Below are 25950 nucleotides of genomic sequence, written 5' to 3' on the forward strand. Positions count from 1 at the left end.
ACTGCCCAGCCTGGAAACGCCGTTCGAACGAAGAGGCCTAGCGGCCATCCGGCGTGCGCAGGCCGATCCACTTGTCCTTGACGGCGTTGTAGTGCTCTTCGGGCCTGTACTTCGTCACCGCCAACCCTAGCCGGTCGACCGACAGGCGGCCGACCGCCGAAAGGATGGCATAGCTCGCCACGACCACATCGTGTTCGGAATTGGCCTGGTTGATCTTGGCGGTGATCACGGTGGCCTGCGCGTTGAGCACGTCGAGCGTGGTGCGCTGGCCGACATTGCGCTCCTCGATGACGCCGTTCAGCGCCAATTGCGCCGCGTCGATCACCTGCCTGTTGGCGGATACGCTTTGCTGCGCGGCGGTGTATTGCGACCATGCCGTGGCGATCGCCTGGCGAACCTGGTCGCGGCTGACGTCGACCTGGATACGCGCCTGGCCGAGCGACTCCTTGCCCTGCCGCACGATCGCCGAGGTCCGGCCGCCGGAATAGATCGGGATGGTCAGCGTCGCGCCGATATTGGCCGAGGTCGAATTGCCGTTGGAACCCGTCACGTCGGGGATGGAGTTGCGGTAGTTCTCCGAAACGCCGGCCGAAGCCGACAATTGCGGCAACAGCGCGCCCTCCGACGATTTCACCGAAAACGCCGCGGCGTCGACCAGATGCTGGGTGGCAAGGATGGCCGGGTGTTCGGCCGAGCCGATGGCGATCGCGGCGCCGAGGCTCGACGGCAGCAGCCGGCCCAAGGGCGAAGCGGCCTTGAGCTTGCCTGGCTCGTCACCGACGACCTGGTGATAGGTTGCTGCACTTGCCAGCGCCTGCGCGCGGGCAGCGCTCAGCGACGCCACCGCGGAAGCGCGCGACGCATCGGCCTGCGCGACGTCGGTGCGCGTGCCTTCGCCGACCTCGAAGCGCGAGCGCGCCGCGCGCGCCTGCTCGGTCAGGAACTGCAGGTTCTGCTCGGTCAGCACCGCGATCTGCCGGTCGCGAATCACGTCCATGTAGGCCGTGGCCGCGTTGAACAGCGTGTTCTCCTCGGTGTTGCGCAGGCTTTCCACCGACGCCTTGACCTGGGATTCGGCGGCCGCGACGTTGTTTCTCGTCTGGAAGCCGTCGAACAGCGACTGGTTGATCTGGATGCCGTAGCTGCCGCTTGTCAGCTTCGAATTGCCGCCGCCATTTGCCTGGCGCGTGTTCGTGTAGTCGATATTGGCGGAACCCGTAACCGTCGGGCGCCAGCCCGACTTGGCGATGGCCACGCTCTCGTCGGTGACACGCACACCGGCACGCGATGCATTCAGCGTGGAATTGTACTGGTAGGCTTTTGCAAGAGCACCGGTGATGGTCTCGGCCGAAGCGCCGAGCGGGGATAGCGCGGTCGCCGAAACGAGGACGGCGGTGAAAAGTGACTTGCGTACTGACGGCACGGTTTAACCCTCATTCGTTTTCCATGGGAACCGCGCCGCGCCAGCTTCTCCCTTTGAGCAGCCCGAACGGCGTGTTTCATGTTCCCTGTCGCGCAGCCCAAAGTGCCCCCAGTCTGGGATTAGCGACGATCGTTCAAATCCAAGCGACCATGACAAAGCCTTTGCTGCAAGGCCAAATCATTCAGAATTCAAAAGCATGCTCACGTTCGAATCCGGGTAGTGGCTTAATTGCCGCATTAAATGCCCTTCTCCCGGTTACAACCCCCCCAGCCTTGAAAAAAAGTCGCGCCACGCCCGAATTTCCCTGGCCTTCGACCGCGACCAGGCGGCCGCCTTCGGCGAGTTGGTCAAGCAGCGGAGCCGGCACTTTGCCGACACTGCCGCCGACGAAGATGACATCGTAAGGCGCCTTGGCCGCATGGCCTTGCGCCAGCGCGCCCTGGACCACGGTCACATTGCCGCAGCCAAGGCCGGAAAGGGTCGACGCGGCGGTTTGCGCCAAGGCCGAATCGCTTTCGAGCGCCACGACGGACCGCGCCAGGCGCGACAGGATCGCCGAGGCATAGCCGGTCCCGCAACCGACATCGAGCGCCGAATCGGTCGGGTTGATCTCGGCCAGTTGCATCAGCTTGGCCAGCGGCGAGGCTTCCATCAGGTAGCGCGCGCCGTCCGCGCTGTCGGCGATGCGGATGTCCTCGTCGATATAGGCGAGATCGCGCTGGCGCTCGCCGACGAAAACCTCGCGCGGCACGACAAGCATGGCTTCCAGCAGCGGCGCGCTGGTCACGTCGGTGGTGCGAACCTGACCGTCGACCATCTTGACGCGAAGTTCGGAAAATTCAGCGCTCATGTTCCAAGCCTCGCTTTCCGCGGCACGATCGCGGTCCATTGGATAGGAACTTCAGGCTCCGGCGCTGGCGCGCGGGAGCCTGGGGCATTGGAGGCCTCGCCCGGAATCGAACCGGGGTGCAAGGATTTGCAGTCCTCTGCGTAACCACTCCGCCACGAGGCCTCGTTGCTCCCGGCGTTCCACCCGGTTCCAATAGGTTGCGGCGAAAATGGCGTCAAGCGGCCACCACGCATTCCGCGCGGTTTCCTCGGCATGAATCTGACCCTCCGCATCGAAGCGTCGCGCACTACGGCGACGACGAACATTAGCAGATCATTATGTGTAATGGGAAATCACGAGAGACGCCACGCGCTTGCAGGCGTTGCCTGCCCGCTCAATCAGGCCGGCGCCGCCGCTCCCACCAGACGACAAAACGGCGGCGGTGGCGCCGCACCATGGCAAATTCATAGGAGAGTACCAGCAATCCGAGCGGCACCATCCAGAAACCGAGAATCGGCAGGAAGCCGAGAATGCCGCCAATGGTCAAAAGCACGCCGATGGCGATTCTCAGCCCGCGCGACCGCGGCATGGTGAATTGCCGCCCGAAAACCGAGATCTTTCGTGCTGGTGCCCGGTTTTCGTCCGCTGCGGTCATCGTGAATGGCTGGCCTGTCCTGGGGCTCGACAATGTCATTTTACGAAAGCCGCGACCGCCCTTTCGGTTCCGCGCCATCGTCAAGACGGCTAATATGAGGGCGGGCAAGGCCTATTGCGAGAAACCGCTGCGCGAAAAAGTCTCGGAAAAATGCGAAATGCTTCTTTGCAAAGCCGAAACGGGTTTGCTATAGGCTGCGCCACTTGCTCAAAGAGCCTCCGTTCCCCGGTAGCTCAGTGGTAGAGCAACCGGCTGTTAACCGGTTGGTCGCTGGTTCGAATCCGGCCCGGGGAGCCACTTTCCATACGAAGTCCTCATTTCTCAACGTTTTCAGGCCTTTCCTGGCGGTCCACACGGTGCGATCAGCCAACTGCCCCGGCCGTTACCGCGAAGCTCAGGCGGGAGAGGACCCGTTTTCCACGACGAGCATGGTGCATGCATCGCATTGCCCGTGGTCGCAGCTTTCTTCGTCCCGGTCGATCCCAGTTTGGTCGTGCAAGGCGGCAGGATTTCCGGAGGGACCGGAACCTCAATCCACTGCTGCGCATTTCGACTTCATCCGTGGAAGACAATGTCATCCGATCATCAAGTCGCTGGCCAAGGAGAATTCAGATGCAAGGTTCAGAAGCGATTTCTAGGCGCCCTATCGGCGGCATGAGCATAGAACCATTCCTCGGCACGGTGACGGTCCGGTTTTCCGACGCCATAGTCGCCGCCACCGACCGAGCGAAAATTCTTCGGGAGGAAGGTCATGAGCCGGTATTCTATATCCCCTTCGAGGATATCTATTTCGACCTTTTCGAAAAGACCAACACCACCAGCGAGTGCCCGCTGAAGGGCACCGCGAGCTATTGGCGTGTTCATGCTGTCGGCGGCTCGGCCGACGACTTCATGTGGGCGTATGAGACGCCGGATACCGCGGCCCTGGCCATCGCGCGTCATGGCGCCTTTGATCCGAAAAGGGCCCGTATTGACGTCGATCCCAAGGAGGACAAGCGGCATACTCCACATGTAATGGAGTAGGACGACGTCTCGACCATCCGAATGCCCGACCTCATCGGCGATATTGTCTCGCCGATGAGGTCCAATCGAAGCCGTTCTTGGTAAAAAAGCGGATGCCGTCAGTGCCGCTGCCGTTGTCGCGGTTAGACGGCCACCCCGCCGCGGCCGGATTTGGTGCCGTCCATCCAGGGCAGCGGTTCAAGCGGCTCGTGCAGAATCTTGACGGATCTCGCAAATCCAGCGACGGCATCGCGCGCGACCGAGAGTGGAATCTGGCCGTCGTAAGCACGCTGGCAGGCCCGGAAGGCCGTTTCGAAGATTGGCCCCCGCCGCTCCCGGGGCCACTCATCCAGGAAGTCGAATGCATCCTCGAGGCTGCCTAATTCTTGAATGAACTGGCCATTCTTGACCAACACCGGTCCATCGAATGTCCTGTCGCCCATATGGTCCTCCATTCGGTTGAGCGATTTGATTTGCTGGTTCGGCTTTTCACGCGACGGCATGCTCAGGCTCCGCGAACATGCCGCCATCGCCACGTCTGGGCGGGACGCCGGCAAATGCCGGAACCGGCGGTGGATCATCATCATCGTCATCTCGCCAGGGGTATCGCAGCCAGTGGCGCCTGGTTTCGTTGCGACGCCGGCCTGAAGACGGACGGCGGTCAAACGATGCCCCGACCGGCGGCTTGCGCCCAATCCCGTCCAGGGCGTGGAGCGCGCCAAGAATCTCGCTGACCCGCGCAATCGCACCGTTGTCCAATTGGCGTAGGGTGGGATTGTCAGGAACCGCATGGGCGTCTGAAGCCCAGAAGGCGAGCAGAGCCCGCTTTTCGCCGATCGCCATGTCCTCGTTCAGGACGTCCTCGGGCCTACGAATCGCAGCGAATTCCGCAGCGTGATCTGTCGGTTTGGACTCGTGAAAACTGTATGCTTGGGATCTCATCTCCATTCTCCGCGATCTGTGCCTCCCGGCCAAGCCGGGAGGCGGACCACAGACTGAGGTTCACTGTCAGGCTGCCTTGCGCTGCGGCTCTGCATCCATGGACTGCTTGTTGCCGCCATCCTGAAGCGGAACCGCTCTGGCTTCGGAACCGATCGCGATGCGCCGAGGCTTGAGTTCCTCGGGCACTTCGCGGACCAGCTCCACCGACAGCAGGCCATTATGGATATTGGCCGCCTTGACCTTGACGTGGTCCGCGAGTTTGAACGCCTGTTTGAAGTTGCCTATCGCCAGGCCACGGTGGAGGATTTCCCGATTTTGCTGATCGGGCTTCCTCTGCCCGATTACCAACAATTCAGGGCCGTTCTGCACAAGTTCCACTTCATCAGGACCGAAACCGGCGACGGCCATTGTGATGCGATAGTCGTTGTCGCCATTCTTCTCGATGTTGTAGGGCGGCCAGTCGGAGCGCACGCTGTTTTCGAGCATGTCGAACAGCCGGTCGAAGCCGACCGTGGTGCGGTAAAGAGGGGAATAATCAAAGCTTCTCATAGCCATATCCTCCGTAAAGCAACATGGTTTGGGGTCGCCGCGGCGTCGCCGCGACGCGGTCTGTCGAGCCGAAGCCTCGACGGAAAACGATCTGGGAATCACGGTTTTTCTGTTCAAGAGGTCGCTCGAAAAATTTTTAGGAGCCGCGTCACGGCCATTCGTGATCGGGCATGTATCAGGCCTTCGGCGACAGCCTTCCCTTGCACGTTCCCGCCGCCGCGCGATAGATGCTGCGTTAAAGGGAGGACATCATGCGGAAAATCCTGGCATCGGCATTGCTGGCTGCGGCCGCGCTTTATGCAAATTGTGCCCTGGCGTTCGACAGCAGCGGGACCCCGGTCGTCGTGACGCGGCTCGCATCACGCACCACCACGGCATCCGGCCAGCCGATCATGCTGCCGCAAAAGAACGTGCAGGTGCTGGTCTCGACCTATGACATCGCGCCCGGCGCGACCTTGCCGGTCCATCGCCACCCCTTCCCGCGCTACGCCTATGTCGAGGCCGGAACGCTGAAGGTCACCAATGTCGAGACCGGCAACGCCAACACCTACAAGACAGGCGATTTCATCATCGAAATGATCGGCCAGTGGCACCAGGCCACCAACATTGGCGACGGGCCGGTCAAACTCCTGGTGATCGATCAGGTCGAGGAAGGCGCCAAGAACACGGAATTGCGCCAGTAGCCGCCAAGACTATATCCCGAAGGCAAGAACGTCAGCCGCCTTCCCGCGTTGTCCCACGTGCAGGACGGGCAAGCAGGGAAATCTTGCCTGGTCCAAATGGCGGCGTGGGGTTCACGCTTTCGCGTCAGCCGTCCCGGTGCTAGGGCTCTCCACCACATCATGAACTGGATCGACCCTTGACCACGCAAACCCGCCCGCCGCTGATCGAAATCTGTGTCGAAGGCATTGACGGCCTGCTCGCCGCGCAAGCCGCAGGCGCCGACCGGGTCGAACTCTGCGCCAGCCTCGTCGAGGGCGGCATCACGCCCAGCCTCGGCACGGTGCGCGCCGCGCTCGATCAGGCAACCGTGCCGTTCCACGTCATGGTGCGGCCGCGTGGCGGCGATTTTCTCTACAGCGAGACCGAATATCGCTCGATGCTTGCCGACGTTGCCGCGCTTAGCGAGCTAGGCGTGCCCGGCGTGGTGTTCGGCTGCCTGAATGCCGATGGCACCATCGACGAGCAGCGTATGGGCGAACTGACCGAGGCTGCCGGCTCCCTGAACGTCACTTGCCACCGCGCCTTCGACATGACACGCGATCCCGCCGAGGCGCTGGAAGCGCTGATCCGCTGCAAGGTCGGCCGTGTGCTGACCAGCGGCCAGCGCGACACCGCGATCGAAGGCTTGCCGTTGCTGGCCGACCTGGTGCGCCAGGCCGGCGGACGCATCATCATCCTTGGCTGCGGCGGCCTCGATCTCGGCAACATCGCCGAGGTGCGCGCCAAGACAGGCCTCGTCGAAATGCATTTCGCCGCCCTCAAGGACGTGCCGAGCGCCATGCGCTACCGCAATCCGAAGGTCGGCATGGGCGGCTCGGACCTCGACCGTGAATATCGCAACACGCTGACCGATACGCCGCTGGTGGCGGCGACGATCACGGCGGCCAAGGCATGACCTCTCCCATAGACCGCATAGCGCAGGACGATGAAGCCGCCATTCTGGCGCTCAACAACGAGCACGCCGCCGAATTGTCGTGGCTCGAAGCCGAACGGCTGTCCTTCCTGCTCGGCGAGGCATTTTATGCGCGCCGCATCGGCGATCTCGAGGCCTTCATCATGACCTTCGACCAGGATGCGAACTACGACAGCCCGAACTTCGTCTGGTTCCGCGAGCGTTACGAACGCTTCGTCTATGTCGACCGCGTCGTCGTCGCGGCGCATGCAAGGGGCCGCGGCCATGCGCGCCGGCTCTATCAGGACCTGTTCGACCATGCGCAGAGCGCCGGCCACACGCTGGTCACCTGCGAGGTCAACACGGATCCGCCCAACCCGGCCTCGGACGCCTTCCACGCCGTCCTCGGCTTCGCCGAAGTCGGCGACGCGGTGATCCATGGCGGCAAGAAAGCGGTGCGTTATTACGTGCGGGACCTGGCCAAGGCTGTCTGAGGCGCGGTCAACCCGGCAGTCCGATGACCTTCAAGGCGACGTCGCGCCTGACCATCTCCACATCGGCCGGCATCACCTGATTTGCGCGATCGGGATCGATGGATTTGGTCGAAAGCATATCCACCTTTGAAGCACCCCGCTCGGCAAGGCCAGACTTGAGGGCCGATATCTTGGCGAACGATTTCACGATGTTGGTCGCGACCAGCTTGTTTCTACGGGCTTCCGCCATAAGAATATCGATGACCTTTGCGGACAGGTTGGCGTCCGGATTCTTATGGTTGGAGAAGATCAGGATGTCGTCTCCCGCCTCGACCGCGCGCACCACGGCGCCAGCAAGGGAATAGCGTTTTTCCACCGCGTCCATCTGCAGATCATCCGAAAAGACCAACCCCTGGAAGCGAAGTTTCTTGCGCAACAGGTCGCTCACGATCGCCGACGAAAGCGAGGCAGGGCCAACTGCTTCGCCTTTCTGCAGCCCCTTGTCGTAGATATGGCCAACCATGACTGAATCCGCGTAACCCGCATTGATCAGCTTGCGGAACGGGACCAGCTCCAGGCTCGACCAGGTGTCCGACACGTCGGCCAGCCCCTTGTGGCTGTCGGTCGTGCTGGAGCCGTGCCCGGGAAAATGCTTCAGCGTGGTCACGACCCCAGCATCGCGATGCGCTCTGACGAAGGCCGCGCCGTATTGGGCAACGATTTCCGGATTGTTGGAGAAACTCCTGCCCAGCTTGCCGATGATGGGGTTGGCCGGGTTGACGTTAAGGTCCGCCACGGGGCCGAAATTGAGATTGAACCCCCATTCGCGCAATTCCGTCGCAAGGCCGGAATAGAGTTCGTAGGCGCCGCGAGGCGTAAATTTCCTGGCGACATCGATGGCAGCCGGGACTTCGTGAAATCCGCTCCCGGTGGTCAATCTCGCAATCGCACCGCCCTCTTCATCGACCGAAATGAACGGCGGCAGCTTCTGGTTGGCGGCCAGGAACGCGGCGTTCATGTCGGCGACATGCGCTCTGTCGCTGACATTGTCGGAAAGATACATCACACCGCCGATGCTGCCGTCGGCTATCGCTCCCCTGACCGCGACGACCGATGGCGAGTCCACTGAGGTTCCGCTGAACCCAACCAGGATCATCTGCCCGATCATCATGCGAAGGCTTGGATCGCCCGGGCCTCGCGGGGCGGCCGATTTGCCATCGGTTTCGGCTGGCGCGGGCGCCAGGCTCGATGTGCTCGCCGGTTCTCGTCCGGACTGCTGCACCGGTTTTGCCTGCTGCCCGGCGACTGCTGCTGAACTCATCAGCAACACCGAAACAAGTCCGGCTGACAGAGTGGTGGAGAACACTTCGAATCTCCCGTTTGACGGTTTCTCGTCAATCAATACGTGGAGGTCTCTAACCGATCATTAACCATAGCGGGGACGGCGGGAACAATCCGGACATTACCTGGCAGCCGTGTCGTAAACGCCGTCCGGCTGGACGGTTGCGTCGACACGCCTTCCCGACACGATGCCCCGCTCCGTCTTTTGACTGCGGGTAGGCAACGCGGCCGCGAACGTTTTGATCCAGCAGCTTTTGCTTTTGCCGAACGGCACGTAAGAAAAAGCGCGGCACGACTGGTCCGACTTACACATCAGCAGGCAGTCGTCATAGGAGCCTGCCCTGGCGGAGTAATGGTCGCCGCCCAGAAGGTCGGCCTTCACAAAGATCTCCCACTCGGCCCTGAACGTCGGAGCCTGGTCCCGCCGCTCGCTTTCGAAGAAGTAGCCGGCTTGAGCACCCGTCATAATCTGGGCGTAGGAATAGCCCGATTTGGGAAAACAGCGATTTTTCTCGCTGTTGTAGGTGAAAAGCTTGCACGAAAGATTGCCGGCACAAACCTGCGCGCATTGATCCAGCGAGGCGGACGCCAGCCCTTTCGAATACAGATCGCCACCGTAGAAATCCATGTTGGAATAAGTTGCCAGATACCAGTGACGAGACGGCAGGACCGGCGCGGCGGAAGCGACATTGTATTGCTGTGACGACACCTGGTTGGGTGCCGGAAATATCGGTTGAGCGGGTTGCTCCTGCGCCGAGACTTGCTGGCTCTGGCGTTCACGCTCCTGCAATTCGGCAAGCCTTGCCTGGGCATATTTCGCATACACGGTATCGCCGTGTGCTTGGATGAATATCAGCAGCATCGCCGGGCTGTTGGTATTCTCGATCGCCGCCCATTCGGTCGCGGCCTGGTCGGCTGGCGGCACCGGCGGAACCGCCGGTGATGGGGCGTCCGCCTTTGCATTCTCGACCAGGGAAACCGCCGACCGTGACTGAAACAGGAAAATATCCTTGCTCGGCAACAACCCGTAGGACGTGGGCTCCTGGATGCCGTTGGTGGCCACCATCACGTCCTCCCGGACCTTGCGCAGCATCTTGTCGACGTCGAGGTCGGCTTGCGGCAGATATTTGAGCAGAGCCTGGCTGTACGGGCTGTTGCGCCCCGATCCGTCGCTGGCGACGGTACCATCGCGAGCGGAATAGAAGACGATCGTGCTGCCCTTGGGCTCGATCGGCGACAACCCCCGCCCGATCGAGCGCGTCGCGTCCGACATACGCATGCGATTGGCGAATGGATTGTTTCGGCACGCGTCGAGGAAGACCATTCTCAGGCCGTGTGCCCGGCTCACGGCATCCACGACCATATCCAGCGGTACGGTCTGGAAATTGACGTCCAGATCGCTCTCGAGGTTCGCGTCGGTCGGCAGCAGGAAATTGTGTTTGTCGACTTCGATACCGTGGCCCGCGAAGAAAACAATGGCTATATCGGCCTGCGCGGCATCGCGCGCGAACGCGCTGAGCGCCCGCCTCAGCCCGTCGAAGGTGACATCGGTCTCCTTCGTTACCGAAAATCCAATACGGTCAAGAGCCGCTGCCACGTCGTCGGCGTCGTTCTTCGGATTGGGAAGCTGGGCAACATGTTCATAGTTGGAATTGCCGATGACCAGCGCCACCTTGCCGGCGGCCGACGACGGCAAGGCAAACAAGACGCACCACAGCACCAGCCCCAGAGCTGCGACAACCCTACGCATCCAACCGCCCATCCCAAGGCGTCTACCCACCTGACGCCGAACCCCGGTCCGCAACCACTCAAGCGTCGTCAGACGCGTTGCGTGGTAAGCAATCATGATAAGTATATTGCCGAAAGAAAGGCAACCTTTGGGGTGTCAGCCAAATAGCCGGTGTCATTGCTCGACATGATCGGCAGCCGCCAAGCCGGTCGCTGGCAGACAGGGCAACATTCATTGATCGGGGGAACCGCTATGCCAAGCAACGTCTTCCGCTTTGACGAAAGCTGGCACATTCCCGGCAGCACGCCTCGGCAAGTGTGGGACGTGCTGTCCGACGCCGAGTTGCTGCCGCTGTGGTGGGGCGATGTCTACAAGGAAGTCGTGCCGCTCGACGGTAAGGGCAAGGCACCGGTTGGTTCGCGCGCAAGGGCACGGGCGCGCGGCGCCCTGCTCTAAGGCGCTATCTGGCCGAAAAGACGAGCCGACCGGCCTGACGGGATGCCATAGGGCCTTGCGTCCCATAGCCCGCCCGCGGCCTGACTTGCGTTCTGACGCAGTGGCGGGTTGCCCAGATCACCAATTGCGGTTGAGCCATTCGCGCGCTGGCCGCTCGATGAGGTAATAGCTGCAGAGCGCGCAGGCAAAGACGCCGGCCAGCATCGGCCATGGGTTGCTGCCCTGCTCGTAGACGAATTTGTAGAAGGGCTGCTGCCACAGATAGAGCGAATACGACCACAGGCCCAGCGTCGTCATCGGCAGGGATGACAGCCATCCGGAAAACAGCCGCGTGCTGAAATCCAGCGCGTTGACGGCGAGCGCCAGCAACGGCACCGCGAGCAGGTAGTGGATCGGGGTTGGGACCGTGTCCATGAACAGGAAAACCGCGCCGGCGGCCGCTGCCACGGCGACATAAGGGCCCTTCAACAAGGACGGCAGCTTGCCGTCGGCCTTGAGCAGGCAGATCGCCGCCGACAGCAGGATCGAGGCGATGTGCACATCGGTGCGCCAGTACGTGGTTTCATAGTCCATGTGCAGGAACCAGTAGGAAACCGCGCCATTGGTCATGGCCAGCGCAGCCAGGACCAGCAGCAGCGGTACGACACGGTCGCGGCTGGCAACGACCGCGCTGATCGCCGCCAGGATGATGTAGGCATGCTCTTCGATGCAGAGCGACCAGATGTGGTCGAGCGCGCCGGCCCGGTTCAGGAGAATTCCGGCATAATTGTAGGTGAATGTCAGCGCGGTCAGGGCCGCCTTCCATTTGAAGGCGATGAACGTGCCGGAGAGCGCGACCATGGCGACGACGACGAAGACCAGCAGCGCCGGATAGATGCGCGAGAAGCGGCGCTTGAAGAATTTCTTCAGCGGATAGCGTTCGATGAACAGGATCTCGGCCATCAGCCGGCCGCTGAGAACGAAGAAGAATTCGACGCCCAGCACACCCAGATTGATGCCGGGAACGGGGAAAAAATGCCCGATCAGCACGAGCGCGATCGACAGGCCGCGCCAGCCATCGAGATAGGCGAGCCGTGTCCTGGCCGATCGGTCGGCGGTCGCTCGGGATGGAACCATATCTGTCGCGGAAATTTCGGACATGCCGATCCCTTCGCATTTGGCATGCGAAAGGGCACGGCGGTACACAGTCCGAACCCGGCTCGCATTCCCGCCCCAACTCATACTGCAGTGCAATATAAGTTTGTGCAAGTGCGAGATGATCGCCGATGCGATTTCTGGGCGGTATGGGCCGGAATGGCTTCGAGCGGCCGAGCTTGCACCGGACTGGCAGCCACAGGGCAACAACAACGAAAAAGGGGCCGTGACAGCCCCTTTGCTCGTTCGCAATTGATCTCGCGTCAGGCGTTGGCTGCCGCCACCGCGCGCTTGGCCATGACCGCGATCAGATTGGCGCGGTAGTCGGCGGAGGCGTGAATGTCGCTCATCAGGGTCTTCGCCGGCACTTTCACGCCGCTGAGCGAAGCAGCGTCGAAGCTCTTGGCAAGCGCTGCCTCGATCTCCTTCGAGCGGAAGACGCCGTCGTCGCCGGCGCCGGTGACGGCAACGCTGACCCCGTCCTTGCCCTTGGCCACGAACACGCCGACGATCGCATAACGCGAGGCCGGGTTGCGGAATTTCTCGTAGGCAGCCTTTGCCGGCGCGGTGAAGGAGACCGCCGTGACGATCTCGCCCTCCTTCAAGGCGGTTTCGAACAGCCCCTTGAAGAACTTGTCGGCCGGTATCTCGCGCTTGTTGGTGAGGATGGTGGCGCCCAGCGCCAGAAGCGCGGCCGGATAGTCCGCCGCCGGATCGTTGTTGGCGATCGAGCCACCGATCGTGCCCTTGTGGCGCACCGCCGGATCGCCGATCAGCGACGCCAGATGGGCAAGCGCCGGGCAGGCCTTGCGCAGCTTCTCGTCCTTGGCAACGTCGAAATGCGTGGTGGCGGCGCCGATCGTGACCGTCTTGCCCGACACCTTGACGCCTTGCAGGTCCTTGATGCGCGACAGGTCGACCAGATCGGAAGGTGCCGCCAGCCGCGTCTTCATGGCGGGAATCAAGGTCATGCCGCCCGACAGCAGCTTGGCGTCCCCATTCTTCACGAGCTTGGCGGCTTCTGCGACCGAGGCGGCACGGTGATAATTGACTGCGTACATGGGATCCTCCCCTAAGTGGTCAGGCAGTAGTGAGTAATCAGTAGTCGGTAGGGAGCAGGAGTGGCCGCCGGAGGTGGCACGCTGTCCTATTCGCTACTCACTCCTCCCTACTCACTCATTTCGCGGCGCGGATCGCGGCCCACACGGTGGACGGCGAGGCCGGCATGGCGATGTCGGTGATCCCGATGGCGTCGGTGATGGCATTGATCACCGCCGGCGGCGAACCGATGGCACCGGCCTCGCCGCAACCCTTGATGCCGAGCGGGTTGCTCGGACATGGGGTGTTCGAGGTCGAGACCTTGAACGACGGCAGGTCGCCCGCACGCGGCATCGTATAATCCATGTAGCTTGCCGTCAGCAGTTGTCCGCTGTCGTCGTAGTGAGCGCCTTCCAGCAGCGCCTGGCCGACGCCCTGGGCGATGCCGCCATGCACCTGGCCCTCGACGATCATCGGATTGATGATGTTGCCGAAATCGTCCGCCGCCACGAACTGGACGATCTCTGTCGTTCCGGTTTCCGGATCGATCTCGACCTCGCAGATGTAGCAGCCCGCCGGGAAGGTGAAGTTCGCCGGGTCGTAGAACGCCGTTTCCTTCAGTCCCGGCTCCATGCCGGCAGGCAGATTGTGCGCGGTATAGGCAGCCAAAGCCACCTGAAACCACGGCAGGCTCTTGTCGGTGCCGGCGACCTTGACCTCGCCATTCTCGATGACGATGTCGCCCTCGTCGGCTTCGAGCAGGTGGGCCGCGATCTTCTTGGCCTTGGCCTCGACCTTGTCGAGCGCCTTTGATATCGCCGACATGCCGACGGCGCCCGAGCGCGAGCCGTAGGTGCCCATGCCCATCTGCACCTTGTCGGTGTCGCCGTGGACGATCGACACCGAATCGATCGGCACGCCAAAACGCTGGTTGACCAGTTGCGCGAAGGTCGTCTCGTGCCCCTGGCCATGGCTGTGCGAGCCGGTCAGCACCTCGATGGTGCCGACGGCGTTGACCCTTACCTCGGCCGATTCCCACAGGCCGACGCCGGCGCCGAGCGAGCCGACCGCCGCCGACGGCGCGATGCCGCAAGCCTCGATGTAGCAGCTCATGCCGATGCCGCGCAGTCTGCCTTGTTTCGCCGCCGCGGCCTTACGTTTGGCAAAGCCGGCATAGTCGGCGGTTTTCATCGCCGCGTCGAGCGAGGCCGCATAGTCGCCGGCGTCATAGTTCATGATCACCGGCGTCTGGTGCGGAAACGTCGTGATGAAGTTCTTGCGCCTGAGATCCGCCGGGGAGACGCCGAGTTCGCGTGCCGCGGCCTCCATGGTGCGTTCCAGCAGATAGGTGGCTTCCGGCCGCCCTGCCCCGCGATAGGCATCGACGGGCGCCGTATTGGTGTAGACGGTGCGCACATTGGCATGGATGGCGGGAATGTCGTACTGCCCCGACAAGAGCGTCGCATAGAGATAGGTCGGCACGCAGGACGAGAACAGCGACATGTAGGCGCCGAGATTGGCGATCGTGTCGACCTTGAAACCCGTGATCCTGTTGTTCTTGTCGAAGGCCATCTCCACCGTCGAGACATGGTCGCGGCCATGCGCGTCGGTGAGGAAACTTTCGGTACGGTCGGCGACCCATTTGACCGGCACGCCGGTCTTCTTCGAGGCCCACAGACAGACGATTTCTTCCGGGTAGATGTAGATCTTGGAGCCGAAGCCGCCGCCGACATCCGGCGCGATGACGCGCAGCTTGTTTTCGGGCGCGACATTGTAGAAGGCGCTCATCACCAGCCGCGCGACATGCGGGTTCTGCGATGTCGTCCAGCAGGTGTAATGATCCTCGGCCTTGTCGTAATGGCCAAGTGCGGCGCGCGGCTCCATGGCGTTCGGCACCAGCCGGTTGTTGACGATCTTCATGCGGGTGACGTGCGCCGCCGCCTTGATGGCGGCATCGGTCGTCTTGGCGTCGCCGATCTCCCAATCGAAGATCAGATTGTTCTCGGCCTCGGCATGCACCTGCGGCGCGCCCTTCTCGAGTGCCTTGGTCGCATCGACGACGGCCTTCAATTCCTTGTAGGTGATCTCCACGGCCTCGGCCGCATCGCGTGCCTGGCCCTTGGTTTCGGCCACCACCACCACGATGGCATCGCCGACATAACGGACCTTGTCGACCGCCAGCGGCGACCATGCGCCCATCTTCATCGGCGAGCCGTCCTTGGAATGGATCATCCAGCCGCAGATCAGGTTGCCGATGCCGTCGGCCTTGAGTTCCTTGCCGGTCAGCACGCCGATGACGCCCGGCATGGCTTGCGCCGCCTTCACGTCGATCTTCTTGATTTGCGCATGCGCGTGCGGGCTGCGCACGAAGACCGCGTGCTTCATGCCGGGCACCACCATGTCGTCGACATAGCGTCCGGCGCCGGTGATGAACCTTTTGTCTTCCTTGCGCGCCACCCGAGCGCCAACACCTTCGATACCCATCAGAAGTCCTCCCGAATTGCCGACATAGTGAGTAGGAAAGTAGTGAGTAGTGAAAGGGGACCAATTCAGGCCGAACTACTCACTACCGACTACTGACTACTCACTCATGTCCCTCACGCAGCTTGCCTCGCCTTGCTCTTGGCTCCCTTAGCCATCGTCTTCGATGCGGCCAGGATCGCCTTGACGATGTTATGGTAGCCGGTGCAGCGGCAGATATTGCCTTCCAGCTCGGCGCGCACCGTCGCTTCGTCGAGGCCTTCGGGATGGCGGTTGATCATGTCGGTAGCCGTCATGATCATGCCCGGCGTGCAGAAGCCGCATTGCAGACCGTGATGTTCCTTGAACGCCGCCTGGATGGGATGCAGGTCGGCGCCGTCGGCGAGACCTTCGATCGTGACCACGGTCGATCCGGACGTCTGGACAGCAAGCATGGTGCAGGCCTTGACCGCCTTGCCATCCACATGGACGACGCAGGCGCCGCATTGCGAGGTGTCGCAACCGACATGGGTGCCGGTGAGACCGAGATTCTCCCGCAGGAAATGGACGAGCAGCGTTCGATCCTCGACGGCACCGCCAACCCGCTTGCCGTTCACCAACAACGAAACGTCCGACATAGCCCCTCCCTGGGTGTCAACCTTGGTCATAACGCCGCCGACGAGCCGTTGGCACTTCGGCCACGCGTTATTCGTACACCGCACAATGCACAAAAAACAGCACGACGGAAAAGGCGGATCATTGTACTTTCGGTCATGGCAAGGCCAGCGATGCATTCCCCTCGCCCATTGCCAAAACGCCGATTGGAAGCAACAATATCCCTCGACGCCCGCGCATCCTGAAGCGCATAAAAACAGCGTCGGAGGAAATGCGGGAGAACGCCGCTGACCAGTTCACTGACGCGCTACGCATGCGGCTTGTCGGCGCTGACGACGGACGAGCCCGATCCGGATGTTTTTGCACGCGCGATGGCGGCGGAAGCTGCCGCAATCAATGCGGGCTTTGCCCTTGTGTTCTTTTCCCAGAGCCTCGTCGAGGCCGGCGCCCTGTCTCGGGCACTCTCGGTCCACGCCCCGTGTCTCCGTCATGCCGGCTGTTCCACCGCCGGCGAGATCACGCCGCAGGGGCTCGAGGAAGGCCACATGCTGGCGATGCTGCTGCCCTCGGCATCCTTCACGGCGGTCAGCACCATGGTCGAGAATTTGTCGACTTCGGGCATGGACAGGATCACCGAAGAGGTCGAGGCCCTGCGGCGCACGCTGCGCGCCCGGCTCGGCGGCGAGCGGACCAGGAACACCTTCGCGCTCTGCTTTATCGACGGGCTGTCCTATGCCGAGGAAGCGGTGAGCTCGGCCATCCACTGGGGTCTTGACGACATACCGCTGCTCGGCGGCTCGGCCGGTGACGATTTGAAGTTCGAGACGACTCGCCTGATCTCCAACGGCAAGGTCTCGTCCGACAGCGCCATCATCGTGCTGGTCGCCACGGAAATTCCGTTCCACGTCTTCAAGACCGACAATTTCATTCCCACCGACGAAAAGCTGGTGGTGACCGCCTCCGATCCCGATCACCGCATCGTGCGGGAGTTCAACGCCACCAATGCCGCGGAGGAATATGCCGCTTCGGTCGGCATCCTCCCGCAGACCCTGACGCCGCTCAGCTTCGCCTCGCATCCCGTGGTGGTGAAGGTGGGCGGGGAATATTACTGCCGCTCGATCCAGCGGATGCACGCGGATGGCTCGCTGTCGTTTTTCTGCGCCATCGACGACGGCGTCGTGCTGTCGATCGCCCAGCCCAAGGACATGGTCGAATCGACGCGCGCGGCCTTGCGCGAGGTCGAGGAAAGGCTGGGCGGCATCGATATGATCCTTGGCTTCGACTGCGTGCTGCGCCGGCTGGATGCGCGCAACCGGCAGGTCTTTCGCGATATTTCGGAGCTCTACCGGGTCAACAATGTCGTCGGCTTCGGCACCTATGGCGAACAATACCGGTCGATGCACCTGAACCAGACTTTCACCGGCATCGCCTTCGGTGATCGCCAGGCGGCTGAATAGGCGGCGAAACAGCATGCCGCTCAGGGACATAAACGATCTCGACAGGCTGAAGAAGATCAACGCCGCGCTGGTGAGCCGCGTCGAGCGCTCGATGGACCAGCAAGGCAACGCCTTCTCGCTGTTCCAGACCGCGATCTCGCTGGAAAACCGGGTGCGCACGCGCACCGAGGAACTGCATTCGACCTTGCGCAGGCTGGAGCAGTCGAACATCGACCTCAGCGCCGCCAAGGAAAACGCCGAGCTGGCGAACCTGTCCAAGACAAGGTTCCTCGCCGCCGCCAGCCATGACGTGCTGCAGCCGCTGAACGCGGCCCACCTCTCCGTCTCGGCGCTTGCCGAGGTACAGACCAGCGACGAAGGCAGGAAGCTGGTGCGCCAGGTCGAGCGTTCGTTGGAAACGATGGAGGACCTGCTGCGCACCTTGCTCGACATTTCCAAGCTCGATGCCGGCGTGGTGCAGCCAGATATCGGCGACGTCAGCCTGGAGGCGCTGTTTTCGTCGCTGCGTTCGGATTTCCAGCCGGTGGCGGAAATGAAGCGGCTGTCGCTGAAATTCCGGCCGGTCAATGCCGTGGTCCGCTCGGACCGGACGCTGCTGCGCCGCATCCTGCAGAACATCCTCTCCAACGCGCTGGGGTATACACGCTCGGGCGGCGTCCTTGTCGGCACCAGACATCGCGGCGACACGATCCGCATCGATGTCGCCGATACCGGCTGCGGCATTCCCGAGGACCAGCGCGAGGCGGTGTTCGAGGAGTTCCATCGCGGCACCTTGCCTGCCAATGCCGAGCTCGACGGCGGCGGTCTCGGGCTGGGGCTTGCCATCGTGCGCCGCATGGCCGGCGCGCTTGGCCACCCCGTGACCTTCTCATCGAAGGTTGGGCGCGGCACGATCTTCCACATCGATGTCCCCGTCGGCATCGGCGCGCCGGCCGACGCCATCGCCAGCGCCACCAGCCTTGAGCGGTCGCGCGGCTACGGCCTGTTCGGCACCAAGGTGCTGCTGGTCGAGAACGACGCCGAGGTGCTGGAAGCCATGACCTTCCTGCTCGAACGCTGGCAGTGCCTGGTGCGCGCCGCGACCTCGACCGATGCTGCGCTGGACCTGCTCGGCGACACCGACTGGGTGCCCGACATCGTCATCGCCGACCAGCATCTCGACGGCGGCGACCTCGGCACCGCCACCATATCGGAGGTCCGCGACTATCTCGGCCGCGCCGTGCCGGCGCTGATCGTCACCGCCGACAGTTCCGAAGCCGTCGCCAAGGCGGCCCGCGCCGGCGGCATCGAGCTGATGCGCAAGCCGGTGAAGCCCGCGCAACTAAGGGCATTGCTGGCGCATTTGCTGGCTTAGGTTCCCCTACGGGATGGTAGTGGCTCAAAACCCCACCTGGTCCCGAAACAGCTCGGCGCTATCCAGCTTCGACACCTCGATCACCGCCTGTGTGCGGCTATAGACGTTGAGCTTGCGCAATATCTCCGAGACATGCGCCTTCACCGTCGTCTCGCCGACCTGCAACTCGTAAGCGATCTGTTTGTTGAGCAGGCCCTGGCGCAGCATCTGCAGGACACGCAATTGCTGCGGCGTCAGTTTGGAAAGCCGCTGCAGCATGTCGGCGCGGTCGGTGCTGTCGGCGCCCGGCGGCAGGCCTTCATAGGTTTCCGGTACGTAGATCGCGCCGTCCATCACCGAGCGTATGGCGGCGGCGAGATCGCTCTTGCGCGCCGATTTCGGGATGAAGCCGGCCGCACCATAGGACAGCGCTTCCGAAATGATCCTCGGCTCCTCATAGCCCGACACGATCACCACCGGCAGGCGCGGATAGCGGGTCCTGAGCTGCAGCAGCCCGTCGAAGCCATGCACGTCGGGCATGCTGAGGTCGAGAAGCGCCAGGTCGAAAGGCTTGGCGTCTGCCAGCAGATCCAGCGCCTCGGTGATCGAGCGCGCCTCGACCGTATCGACTTCCGGATAAGCCATTTGCACGGCGCTGTGCAGCGCCTCGCGAAACAGCGGATGGTCGTCGATGATGAGGAACCGGGCGCGATCGGTAGCGGCTGTCATGGGCTCGTTCCGGTTTACCGACCACACCATAGTCTCCTGACCATGGCCGGATTATTGGCAATTAGTCTATCGCCGATTGAACGGGATTTATCGCTGCAAAAATGATGGGAAGCCTGAATTCCTTATACAGCCGTGGCGCAGCCCATGCTTTATGAAAAGCGACGCCTTGCCCGCCCCCCGAATTCGGCCGAATGTGCCCGCCAGCTCCCCAAAACACAGAGACCGCCATGACCGCCTTTGTCCTTCCCGCCCCGCCAACGCCTTCCGTCGCCATTGCGGGTTCGGACGAACGCTTTGCCGTGCGGCGTATTTTCTGCGTCGGCCGCAACTATGCCGCGCATGCGCGCGAGTTCGGCAATGACGAGCGCGATCCGCCTTTCTTCTTCACCAAACCGGCGGACGCGGTGGTCGACTCGGGCACGCAGATTCCCTATCCGCCGCTGACGGCAAACCTCCACTTCGAGATCGAGCTGGTCGTGGCGATCGGTACATCAGGCTTTCGCATTTCCCGCGACAAGGCGCTGGACCATGTCTGGGGCTACGGCGTCGGCATCGACCTCACCCGCCGCGATTTGCAGGATGTCGCCAAGAAGGCGGCACGGCCCTGGGACTGGTCGAAGGCCTTCGACCGTTCCGCGCCTTGCGGCCCGTTGGTTGCCGCGCAAAAATCCTGGCACCCGGCCAAGGGGCGTATCTGGCTCGCCGTCGACGGCGCGGTGAAACAGGACGCCGACCTTGCCGAACTGATCTGGCCGGTGGCCGATATCGTCTCGATCTGCAGCGAGGGCGTGGAACTTCAGGCCGGCGACCTGATCTTCACCGGCACGCCGGCGGGCGTCGGCGCGGTCAAGCCGGGCGAGACGATATCAGGCGGTGTCGACGGCATCGGCACGATCGAAGTGACCATCAGCCAGCCGAAGTGATGAGCGACCTCGTCCTGCACAACTACTTTCGCTCCTCCACCTCCTACCGGGTGCGGATCGCCCTGGAGATGAAGGGGCTGAGCTATGACTATGTCCCGCATCATCTGCGCCATGGCGAGCATCTGGAACCATCCTATCTCGCGGTCAATCCGCAGGGGCTGGTGCCGGCATTGGTGCTCGACGACGGCACGCTTGTGACGCAGTCGCTGGCCATCATCGAATATCTCGACGAGATCCGGCCCGCGCCGCCGCTGCTGCCTGGGGATGCGCTGGGACGCGCCCGCGTGAGGATGCTGGCGCAGATGATCGCTTGCGATATCCACCCGGTGAACAATCTGCGCGTGCTGACCTCGCTGCGCACCCTGTTCGGCGCCGGCGACCAGGATGTCGCCAACTGGTTCCGGCATTGGGTCAATGAGGGTTTTGGGCCACTCGAGACATTGCTGACGGCTGCGCCCGAAACCGGCACATTCTGCCACGGCGACACGCCGGGGCTGGCCGACATCTGCCTTGTCGCGCAGGTCACCAGCAACGCCCGTTTCGGCGTCGATATGACGCCATACCCGACCATCACACGCATCAACGCGGCCTGCATGGCGCTGCCCGCCTTCCAGAACGCCGCGCCAATGAATCAGATCGACGCCGAGTAAGGTTCACCGGCCGGCGCGCGGCATCAGCACCCAGGACAGCAGCGCCAGCAAGCCGATGCCGGTGCCGCGGCCGGGAAAACAGGTAAACGCCGTGCCTGGTTCGGCGGACTGGCCGCCCTGGTGGAATCGATTTCCGCTTGACCAGGCAAGGAATCGGCTATCTTCCCGGTGACGCATGCCGTCTCAAGGGTGGAGTGACCGATGAAAGCCGTGGTCTTCGAGAAATTCGGCGAAGCGCCGACGATCCAGACCGTGCCCGATCCGAAGCCGGCGGCCGACGGCGTCGTCATCAAGGTCGAGGCGACAGGGCTGTGCCGCAGCGACTGGCACGGCTGGATGGGCCATGATGACGGCATCACCTTGCCCCACGTGCCGGGCCACGAACTGGCCGGCGTCGTCGTCGCCGCCGGCAAGCAGGTCACCCGCTGGAAAGCGGGCGAGCGCGTTACCGTGCCGTTCGCCGTGGGTTGCGGCCGCTGCTTCGAATGCACCTCCGGCAATCACCAGGTTTGCGAGCATCAGACGCAACCCGGCTTCACCGGCTGGGGCTCGTTCGCCGAATATGTCGCCATCGAACATGCCGACACCAATCTCGTGCGGTTGCCCGAGGAGATGGAATTCGCCACCGCCGCCAGCCTCGGCTGCCGTTTCGTCACCTCGTTCCGCGCCATCGTCGACCAGGGCCGGGTGAAGCCGGGCGAATGGGTGGCGGTGCATGGCTGCGGCGGCGTCGGCCTGTCGGCGATCATGATCGCCAGCTCGATGGGCGCCAATGTCATCGCCATCGACCTCACCGACGAGAAACTGGACTTCGCCAAAAAGATCGGTGCCGTGGCGACCATCAACGCGACCACGACGCCGAACGTCGTCAAGGCCGTCAAACAGATCACCAATGGCGGCGCCCACATGTCGATGGACGCGCTCGGCCATCCCACGACGTCGTTCAACTCGATATCCAACCTGCGCCGGCGTGGACGTCATGTGCAGGTCGGCCTGATGCTAGGCGAGCATGCCCGTCCCCAGGTGCCGATGGACAAGGTGATCGCTTTCGAGCTCGAAATCCTCGGCAGCCACGGCATGCAGGCCTACCGCTACCAGGCGATGATGGGCATGATCCGCAACGGCAAGCTGAAGCCCGAACTGCTGGTCGGCAAGAAGATCAGCCTCGACGAGGCGCCCGCCGCGCTGATGGCGATGGGCGGCTTCGAAGGCATCGGTATCGGCGTGGTGACGAAGTTCTAGGGCTCTCTACGCGGCAGCGCGCCTTGGCAGATCCTGCCTGGCGAATTTCTTCGCCCCAAACACACAGGCCACCACGCCGAGCGTGACGACAATCATCAGCGGACTGACCTGCTCGTGCAGCAGCGTCGCCGCCAATGCGAGCCCGAAAAACGGCTGCAGCAGTTGCAGCTGGCCGACCGCGGCGATGCCGCCCTGGACAAGGCCGCGATACCAGAAGACGAAGCCGATCAGCATGCTGAACAGCGAGACATAGGCAAGGCCGATCCAGGCGCTCGTCCCGACCGCGGCGAAGGACGGCGGCAAGGTGACGAGGGTCAGCACCAGCATGACCGGTAGTGACAGCACCAGCGCCCAGCAGATCACCTGCCAGCCGCCGAGCTTGCGTGACAGTGCGGCACCTTCCGCATAGCCGAGGCCGCAGACGATGATGGCCGCAAGCATCAGCCCATCGCCGACCGGCGAGGCCGTCACGCCTTGCGCAAGCGCGAAGCCCGCCACCAGCGCACTGCCGAGGCATGAGAACAGCCAGAAGGCCGGCCTAGGCCGTTCGCCTCCACGCAGCACGCCGAAGATCGCCGTCGCCAGCGGCAGCAGGCCAACGAAGATGATGGAGTGGGCCGCGGTGACGTGTTTGAGCGCCAATGCCGTCAGCAGGGGAAAGCCGACCACAACCCCCAGCGCAACGATGACGAGGGACAGGATGTCATGACGCTGCGGGCGCTTCTCGCGGGACACGAGCAGCAGCACGAGACCGAGCAGACCGGCTATGACAGCGCGAGCCGAGGTCACGAAGGTCGGGTCGAGATCCATCACCGCCACCCGCGTCGCCGGCAGCGAGCCTGAGAAGATCAGCACGCCCACGAATCCGTTCAACCAGCCACTCGCCGTCTTGTCCATTGCAGGCTCCGTTTGTTTCGCCCTCTATCGGCCCGTGGCTATGGCGCCACCAGAGACAATGCAGTACAATTCGACAAAACTGTAATGGTTTTCTGGGAGGTACAGTTGGACGCAAAGCTCGACAGTGTCGGAACCCTCGTCGAAGGCGTCATGGCCACCATCCGCCAGCGGATCGCCGCGCGCAGCCTGACGCCTGGGGCAAGGCTCCCCTCTATCCGCGCCTTCGCCAAATCCATGCAGGTTTCGAAATCCACGGTGGTCGAGGCCTATGAGCGCCTAGCGGCCGAAGGCGCGATCCGGTCCCGGCCCGGCTCCGGTTTCTACGCCGCCGGCTCGCTGGCACCGTTGTCGCTGGCCGAGATCGGCCCCCGGCTCGATCGCGCCGTCGATCCGCTATGGGTTTCGCGCCAGTCGCTGGAGGCTGGCGAGGAGGTGCTGAAGCCCGGCTGCGGCTGGATGCCGGCTTCATGGATGCCACAGGCTGGGCTGCGCCGGGCATTGCGCACGGTCGCGCGGGCCGACGATATCGCGCTCGCCGATTACGGCACGCCGCTCGGCCTGCCGTCACTGCGGCAATTGCTGACGCGCCGCATGGCCGGGCACGGCATCGAAGCTTCGCCCGAACAGATCATGCTGACGGAATCGGGCACCCAGGCGATCGACCTGCTCTGCCGGTTCCTGATCGAGCCCGGCGACACCGTGCTGGTCGACGATCCCTGCTATTTCAATTTCCACGCCTTGCTGCGCGCCCATCAGGCCAAGGTCGTCAGCGTTCCCTACACGCCGTCGGGGCCAGACATCGAGCTGTTCGCGCACGCGCTGGCGGAGCATCGGCCGCGCCTCTACATCACCAACTCCGCTATCCACAACCCGACCGGCGCGATCCTGTCTCCGGTGACGGCGCACCGCTTGCTCAAGCTTGCCGACCAGGCCGACCTGACCATCGTCGAGGATGACATCTTCGCCGATTTCGAACACAGCCCTGCCCCGAGGCTTGCGGCATTCGATGGCCTCAGCCGCGTCGTCCATATCGGCAGTTTCTCAAAGACGTTGTCCGCCTCGGTCCGCTGCGGCTTCATCGCCGCGCCCCGCGACTGGATCGAAGGCCTGACCGACCTCAAGATCGCCACGACCTTCGGCGGCGGACGGCTGGCGGCCGAACTGGTGTTCACCTTGCTCAGGGACGGCAGCTACCGCAAGCATATGGATTTACTGCGCGCACGGCTCGCGCGCGCCATGGGTGAGACGAACGCCCGGTTGAAGGCGATCGGCATCACGCCCTGGATCGAGCAGCCGGCCGGGCTCTTTCTGTGGTGCAGCCTGCCGGACGGGGTGGATGCGGCCGACGTCGCCCGCCGCGCCCTGGCCGACAACATCGTGCTGGCACCCGGCAATGCATTCAGCCTGTCGCAATCCGCCAGCCGCTTCCTGCGCTTCAACGTCGCCCAGTGCACGGACGAGCGGATTTTCAAGGTGCTCGAAACGGCGATGTCGCGCTGATCGCTCAGCGACCCGCACAGACTTCCCGCACGCAGTCCCGCAACCAGCGCTGCGCCGGATCCGCATCGAGACGCGGATGCCAGAGCAGGGAGATGGTGACGTCCAGGGTCGTGACCGGCAGCGCAAAACTGTACATGCCGGCGCGCGCTCCTGTCGTATGCCGCTCGGGCACGCTGGCGATAAGATCAGAGGCCCGCGCCATGGCAAGTGCCGCCGAGAACCCCGAGACCATGCACACGACCGTCCGCTGCAAGCCAAGTCCGCGCAGGGCCTCGTCGATTGGCCCCGTCTCGCGGCCGCGCCGCGAGACGCTGATGTGACGCCCCGCCGCGTAGCGTTCGGGCGTCACCTTACTCTCGGCCAGGGGATGCCCGGCTCGCACGGCGCCGACGAAGCGGTCGCGAAACAGCGCCTGGATGCGCACTTCCGGCCCGGTCTCGCCGGCAACGCCGATTTCCAGATCGAGCGCCGCTTCGCGCAGCGACATCGCATCCTTGCCGGACTTCGGCGCGAACCGCAGCCGCACCGCTGGCGCATCGGCCTCGATGCGGGTGACGAGGCGAGGCCCGAACTCCTCGACGAAACTCTCGTTGGTGCGCAACGTGAAGATCCGGTCCAGGCTCCGGAGATCAAGCAATTCGGCGGGGCGCAGCAACCCTTCCGCGTCCTGGACGACGCGGCCGACCTGTCGCCGCAACTCTTCCGCGCGCGGTGTCGCCACCAAGCCGCGCCCGGCGCGCACCAGCAGAGGATCGCCCGTTGCCTCGCGCAGCCGCGCCAGCGTCCGGCTCATCGCCGAGGGGCTGAGCCGCAGCCGGCGCGCCGCGCGTGCCACGCTGCCTTCGGCCAGCAGAACGTCGAGAGCAAACAGCAGATTGAGATCGGGCGAGGTCATGGGTCGATCATAGCATATTATGCGGCGTCCAACGCACGAATATGATGCAAATGCTGCGTCTTC

28 protein-coding genes and 2 tRNA genes are annotated in these 25950 nt (G+C 63.3%); 13 read left to right on the forward strand and 17 right to left on the reverse strand.

Annotated features, from left to right (window positions below; translation table 11 throughout):
- Nucleotides 1–37 precede the first annotated feature (37 nt).
- The 4 genes from LB564_RS04160 to LB564_RS04175 form a co-directional block, all read right to left on the reverse strand.
- Nucleotides 38–1423 (reverse strand): TolC family outer membrane protein, encoded by a 1386-nt coding sequence (locus tag LB564_RS04160; protein WP_224535154.1) that lies wholly within the window; start codon nt 1421–1423, stop codon nt 38–40.
- Nucleotides 1424–1604: 181 nt separating this feature from the next.
- Entirely contained in the window at nt 1605–2273 is a 669-nt protein-coding gene (locus tag LB564_RS04165; protein ID WP_224535156.1) for a protein-L-isoaspartate O-methyltransferase family protein, read from the reverse strand.
- An 88-nt stretch (nt 2274–2361) separates the two neighbouring features.
- Nucleotides 2362–2435: transfer RNA gene (locus LB564_RS04170), tRNA-Cys, on the reverse strand.
- A 211-nt stretch (nt 2436–2646) separates the two neighbouring features.
- Nucleotides 2647–2907 (reverse strand): hypothetical protein, encoded by a 261-nt coding sequence (locus LB564_RS04175; protein ID WP_140701630.1) that lies wholly within the window; start codon nt 2905–2907, stop codon nt 2647–2649.
- Between LB564_RS04175 and LB564_RS04180 the strand changes: the two genes are divergently transcribed.
- From LB564_RS04180 to LB564_RS04190, 3 genes are all read left to right on the forward strand, one after another.
- A complete protein-coding gene (locus tag LB564_RS04180; RefSeq protein WP_224535441.1) occupies nt 2792–3100 on the forward strand; it encodes a hypothetical protein in 309 nt (102 codons plus the stop codon). The genes LB564_RS04175 and LB564_RS04180 overlap by 116 nt on opposite strands.
- Nucleotides 3101–3129: 29 nt before the next feature.
- Nucleotides 3130–3204 (forward strand) — tRNA-Asn (locus tag LB564_RS04185).
- A gap of 138 nt (nt 3205–3342) precedes the next feature.
- On the forward strand, nt 3343–3930 hold the full coding sequence (locus LB564_RS04190; RefSeq protein ID WP_318012762.1) for a DUF427 domain-containing protein: 588 nt from the start codon (nt 3343–3345) through the stop codon (nt 3928–3930).
- A 122-nt stretch (nt 3931–4052) separates the two neighbouring features.
- Here the strand turns inward: LB564_RS04190 and LB564_RS04195 are convergent, their stop codons facing one another.
- From LB564_RS04195 to LB564_RS04205, 3 genes are all read right to left on the reverse strand, one after another.
- A complete protein-coding gene (locus tag LB564_RS04195; protein ID WP_224535424.1) occupies nt 4053–4352 on the reverse strand; it encodes a DUF982 domain-containing protein in 300 nt (99 codons plus the stop codon).
- Between the two features lie 46 nt (nt 4353–4398).
- Entirely contained in the window at nt 4399–4851 is a 453-nt protein-coding gene (locus tag LB564_RS04200; RefSeq protein ID WP_224535158.1) for a hypothetical protein, read from the reverse strand.
- 66 nt (nt 4852–4917) lie between these two features.
- Nucleotides 4918–5400: an Hsp20 family protein gene (locus tag LB564_RS04205; protein WP_224535159.1), complete on the reverse strand. Its 483-nt coding sequence runs from the start codon at nt 5398–5400 to the stop codon at nt 4918–4920.
- Between the two features lie 251 nt (nt 5401–5651).
- Here LB564_RS04205 and LB564_RS04210 point away from each other — a divergent pair, with 251 nt between their 5' ends.
- The 3 genes from LB564_RS04210 to LB564_RS04220 all read left to right on the forward strand — a co-directional run bounded on the left by LB564_RS04210 (nt 5652) and on the right by LB564_RS04220 (nt 7509).
- Nucleotides 5652–6083: a cupin domain-containing protein gene (locus LB564_RS04210; RefSeq protein WP_224535161.1), complete on the forward strand. Its 432-nt coding sequence runs from the start codon at nt 5652–5654 to the stop codon at nt 6081–6083.
- A 176-nt stretch (nt 6084–6259) separates the two neighbouring features.
- Nucleotides 6260–7018, forward strand: a complete 759-nt coding sequence (locus LB564_RS04215) for a copper homeostasis protein CutC (protein ID WP_224535163.1) — start codon at nt 6260–6262, stop codon at nt 7016–7018.
- Entirely contained in the window at nt 7015–7509 is a 495-nt protein-coding gene (locus LB564_RS04220) for a GNAT family N-acetyltransferase (RefSeq protein WP_224535165.1), read from the forward strand. The genes LB564_RS04215 and LB564_RS04220 overlap by 4 nt, the downstream gene beginning before the upstream one ends.
- Nucleotides 7510–7516: 7 nt before the next feature.
- Here the strand turns inward: LB564_RS04220 and LB564_RS04225 are convergent, their stop codons facing one another.
- Together LB564_RS04225 and LB564_RS04230 are read right to left on the reverse strand one after the other, a co-directional pair.
- Nucleotides 7517–8809 (reverse strand): glycoside hydrolase family 3 protein, encoded by a 1293-nt coding sequence (locus LB564_RS04225; RefSeq protein WP_224535167.1) that lies wholly within the window; start codon nt 8807–8809, stop codon nt 7517–7519.
- Nucleotides 8810–8950: 141 nt separating this feature from the next.
- Nucleotides 8951–10579, reverse strand: a complete 1629-nt coding sequence (locus LB564_RS04230) for a caspase family protein (protein WP_224535169.1) — start codon at nt 10577–10579, stop codon at nt 8951–8953.
- 231 nt (nt 10580–10810) lie between these two features.
- On the opposite strand from LB564_RS04230, the gene LB564_RS04235 reads away from it, so the two are divergent.
- Nucleotides 10811–11014 (forward strand): hypothetical protein, encoded by a 204-nt coding sequence (locus tag LB564_RS04235; RefSeq protein WP_224535171.1) that lies wholly within the window; start codon nt 10811–10813, stop codon nt 11012–11014.
- Between the two features lie 117 nt (nt 11015–11131).
- Here LB564_RS04235 and LB564_RS04240 read toward each other — a convergent pair whose 3' ends face one another.
- The 4 genes from LB564_RS04240 to LB564_RS04255 all read right to left on the reverse strand — a co-directional run bounded on the left by LB564_RS04240 (nt 11132) and on the right by LB564_RS04255 (nt 16284).
- Nucleotides 11132–12154: an acyltransferase family protein gene (locus tag LB564_RS04240; protein ID WP_224535174.1), complete on the reverse strand. Its 1023-nt coding sequence runs from the start codon at nt 12152–12154 to the stop codon at nt 11132–11134.
- A gap of 257 nt (nt 12155–12411) precedes the next feature.
- Complete coding sequence (locus tag LB564_RS04245; RefSeq protein WP_224535176.1) at nt 12412–13209, reverse strand: FAD binding domain-containing protein; 798 nt, start codon at nt 13207–13209, stop codon at nt 12412–12414.
- A 115-nt stretch (nt 13210–13324) separates the two neighbouring features.
- The gene (locus tag LB564_RS04250; protein WP_224535179.1) at nt 13325–15670 is read right to left on the reverse strand and encodes a xanthine dehydrogenase family protein molybdopterin-binding subunit; all 2346 of its coding nucleotides are present in this window, start codon (nt 15668–15670) and stop codon (nt 13325–13327) included.
- A 113-nt stretch (nt 15671–15783) separates the two neighbouring features.
- Nucleotides 15784–16284, reverse strand: a complete 501-nt coding sequence (locus tag LB564_RS04255) for a (2Fe-2S)-binding protein (RefSeq protein ID WP_224535181.1) — start codon at nt 16282–16284, stop codon at nt 15784–15786.
- A gap of 297 nt (nt 16285–16581) precedes the next feature.
- Between LB564_RS04255 and LB564_RS04260 the strand changes: the two genes are divergently transcribed.
- Entirely contained in the window at nt 16582–17718 is a 1137-nt protein-coding gene (locus tag LB564_RS04260) for an FIST signal transduction protein (RefSeq protein ID WP_224535183.1), read from the forward strand.
- A gap of 13 nt (nt 17719–17731) precedes the next feature.
- Nucleotides 17732–19072, forward strand: coding sequence for a hybrid sensor histidine kinase/response regulator (locus LB564_RS04265; protein WP_224535185.1), 1341 nt, complete (start codon nt 17732–17734; stop codon nt 19070–19072).
- A 24-nt stretch (nt 19073–19096) separates the two neighbouring features.
- Here the strand turns inward: LB564_RS04265 and LB564_RS04270 are convergent, their stop codons facing one another.
- Entirely contained in the window at nt 19097–19780 is a 684-nt protein-coding gene (locus LB564_RS04270; protein ID WP_140701642.1) for a response regulator, read from the reverse strand.
- A 227-nt stretch (nt 19781–20007) separates the two neighbouring features.
- On the opposite strand from LB564_RS04270, the gene LB564_RS04275 reads away from it, so the two are divergent.
- Nucleotides 20008–20703 (forward strand): fumarylacetoacetate hydrolase family protein, encoded by a 696-nt coding sequence (locus LB564_RS04275; RefSeq protein ID WP_224535187.1) that lies wholly within the window; start codon nt 20008–20010, stop codon nt 20701–20703.
- The gene (gene maiA, locus LB564_RS04280; protein WP_224535189.1) at nt 20703–21353 is read left to right on the forward strand and encodes a maleylacetoacetate isomerase; all 651 of its coding nucleotides are present in this window, start codon (nt 20703–20705) and stop codon (nt 21351–21353) included. The genes LB564_RS04275 and maiA overlap by 1 nt, the downstream gene beginning before the upstream one ends.
- 3 nt (nt 21354–21356) lie before the next feature.
- On the opposite strand, the gene LB564_RS04285 is transcribed toward maiA, so the two are convergent.
- On the reverse strand, nt 21357–21530 hold the full coding sequence (locus LB564_RS04285; protein WP_224535191.1) for a hypothetical protein: 174 nt from the start codon (nt 21528–21530) through the stop codon (nt 21357–21359).
- A gap of 24 nt (nt 21531–21554) precedes the next feature.
- Here LB564_RS04285 and LB564_RS04290 point away from each other — a divergent pair, with 24 nt between their 5' ends.
- The gene (locus LB564_RS04290; RefSeq protein ID WP_224535193.1) at nt 21555–22595 is read left to right on the forward strand and encodes a zinc-dependent alcohol dehydrogenase family protein; all 1041 of its coding nucleotides are present in this window, start codon (nt 21555–21557) and stop codon (nt 22593–22595) included.
- A gap of 6 nt (nt 22596–22601) precedes the next feature.
- Here the strand turns inward: LB564_RS04290 and LB564_RS04295 are convergent, their stop codons facing one another.
- Nucleotides 22602–23492 carry a DMT family transporter gene (locus LB564_RS04295; protein ID WP_224535195.1) on the reverse strand — a complete coding sequence of 297 codons (891 nt, stop codon included), beginning with the start codon at nt 23490–23492 and terminating at the stop codon, nt 22602–22604.
- 150 nt (nt 23493–23642) lie between these two features.
- On the opposite strand from LB564_RS04295, the gene LB564_RS04300 reads away from it, so the two are divergent.
- Nucleotides 23643–24992 (forward strand): PLP-dependent aminotransferase family protein, encoded by a 1350-nt coding sequence (locus tag LB564_RS04300; protein ID WP_411910156.1) that lies wholly within the window; start codon nt 23643–23645, stop codon nt 24990–24992.
- Nucleotides 24993–24996: 4 nt separating this feature from the next.
- On the opposite strand, the gene LB564_RS04305 is transcribed toward LB564_RS04300, so the two are convergent.
- Nucleotides 24997–25887 carry a LysR family transcriptional regulator gene (locus LB564_RS04305; protein ID WP_224535199.1) on the reverse strand — a complete coding sequence of 297 codons (891 nt, stop codon included), beginning with the start codon at nt 25885–25887 and terminating at the stop codon, nt 24997–24999.
- Between the last annotated feature and the right edge of the window lie 63 nt (nt 25888–25950).

The organism is Mesorhizobium sp. ES1-6 (assembly GCF_020164775.1).
Lineage (GTDB): Bacteria > Pseudomonadota > Alphaproteobacteria > Rhizobiales > Rhizobiaceae > Mesorhizobium.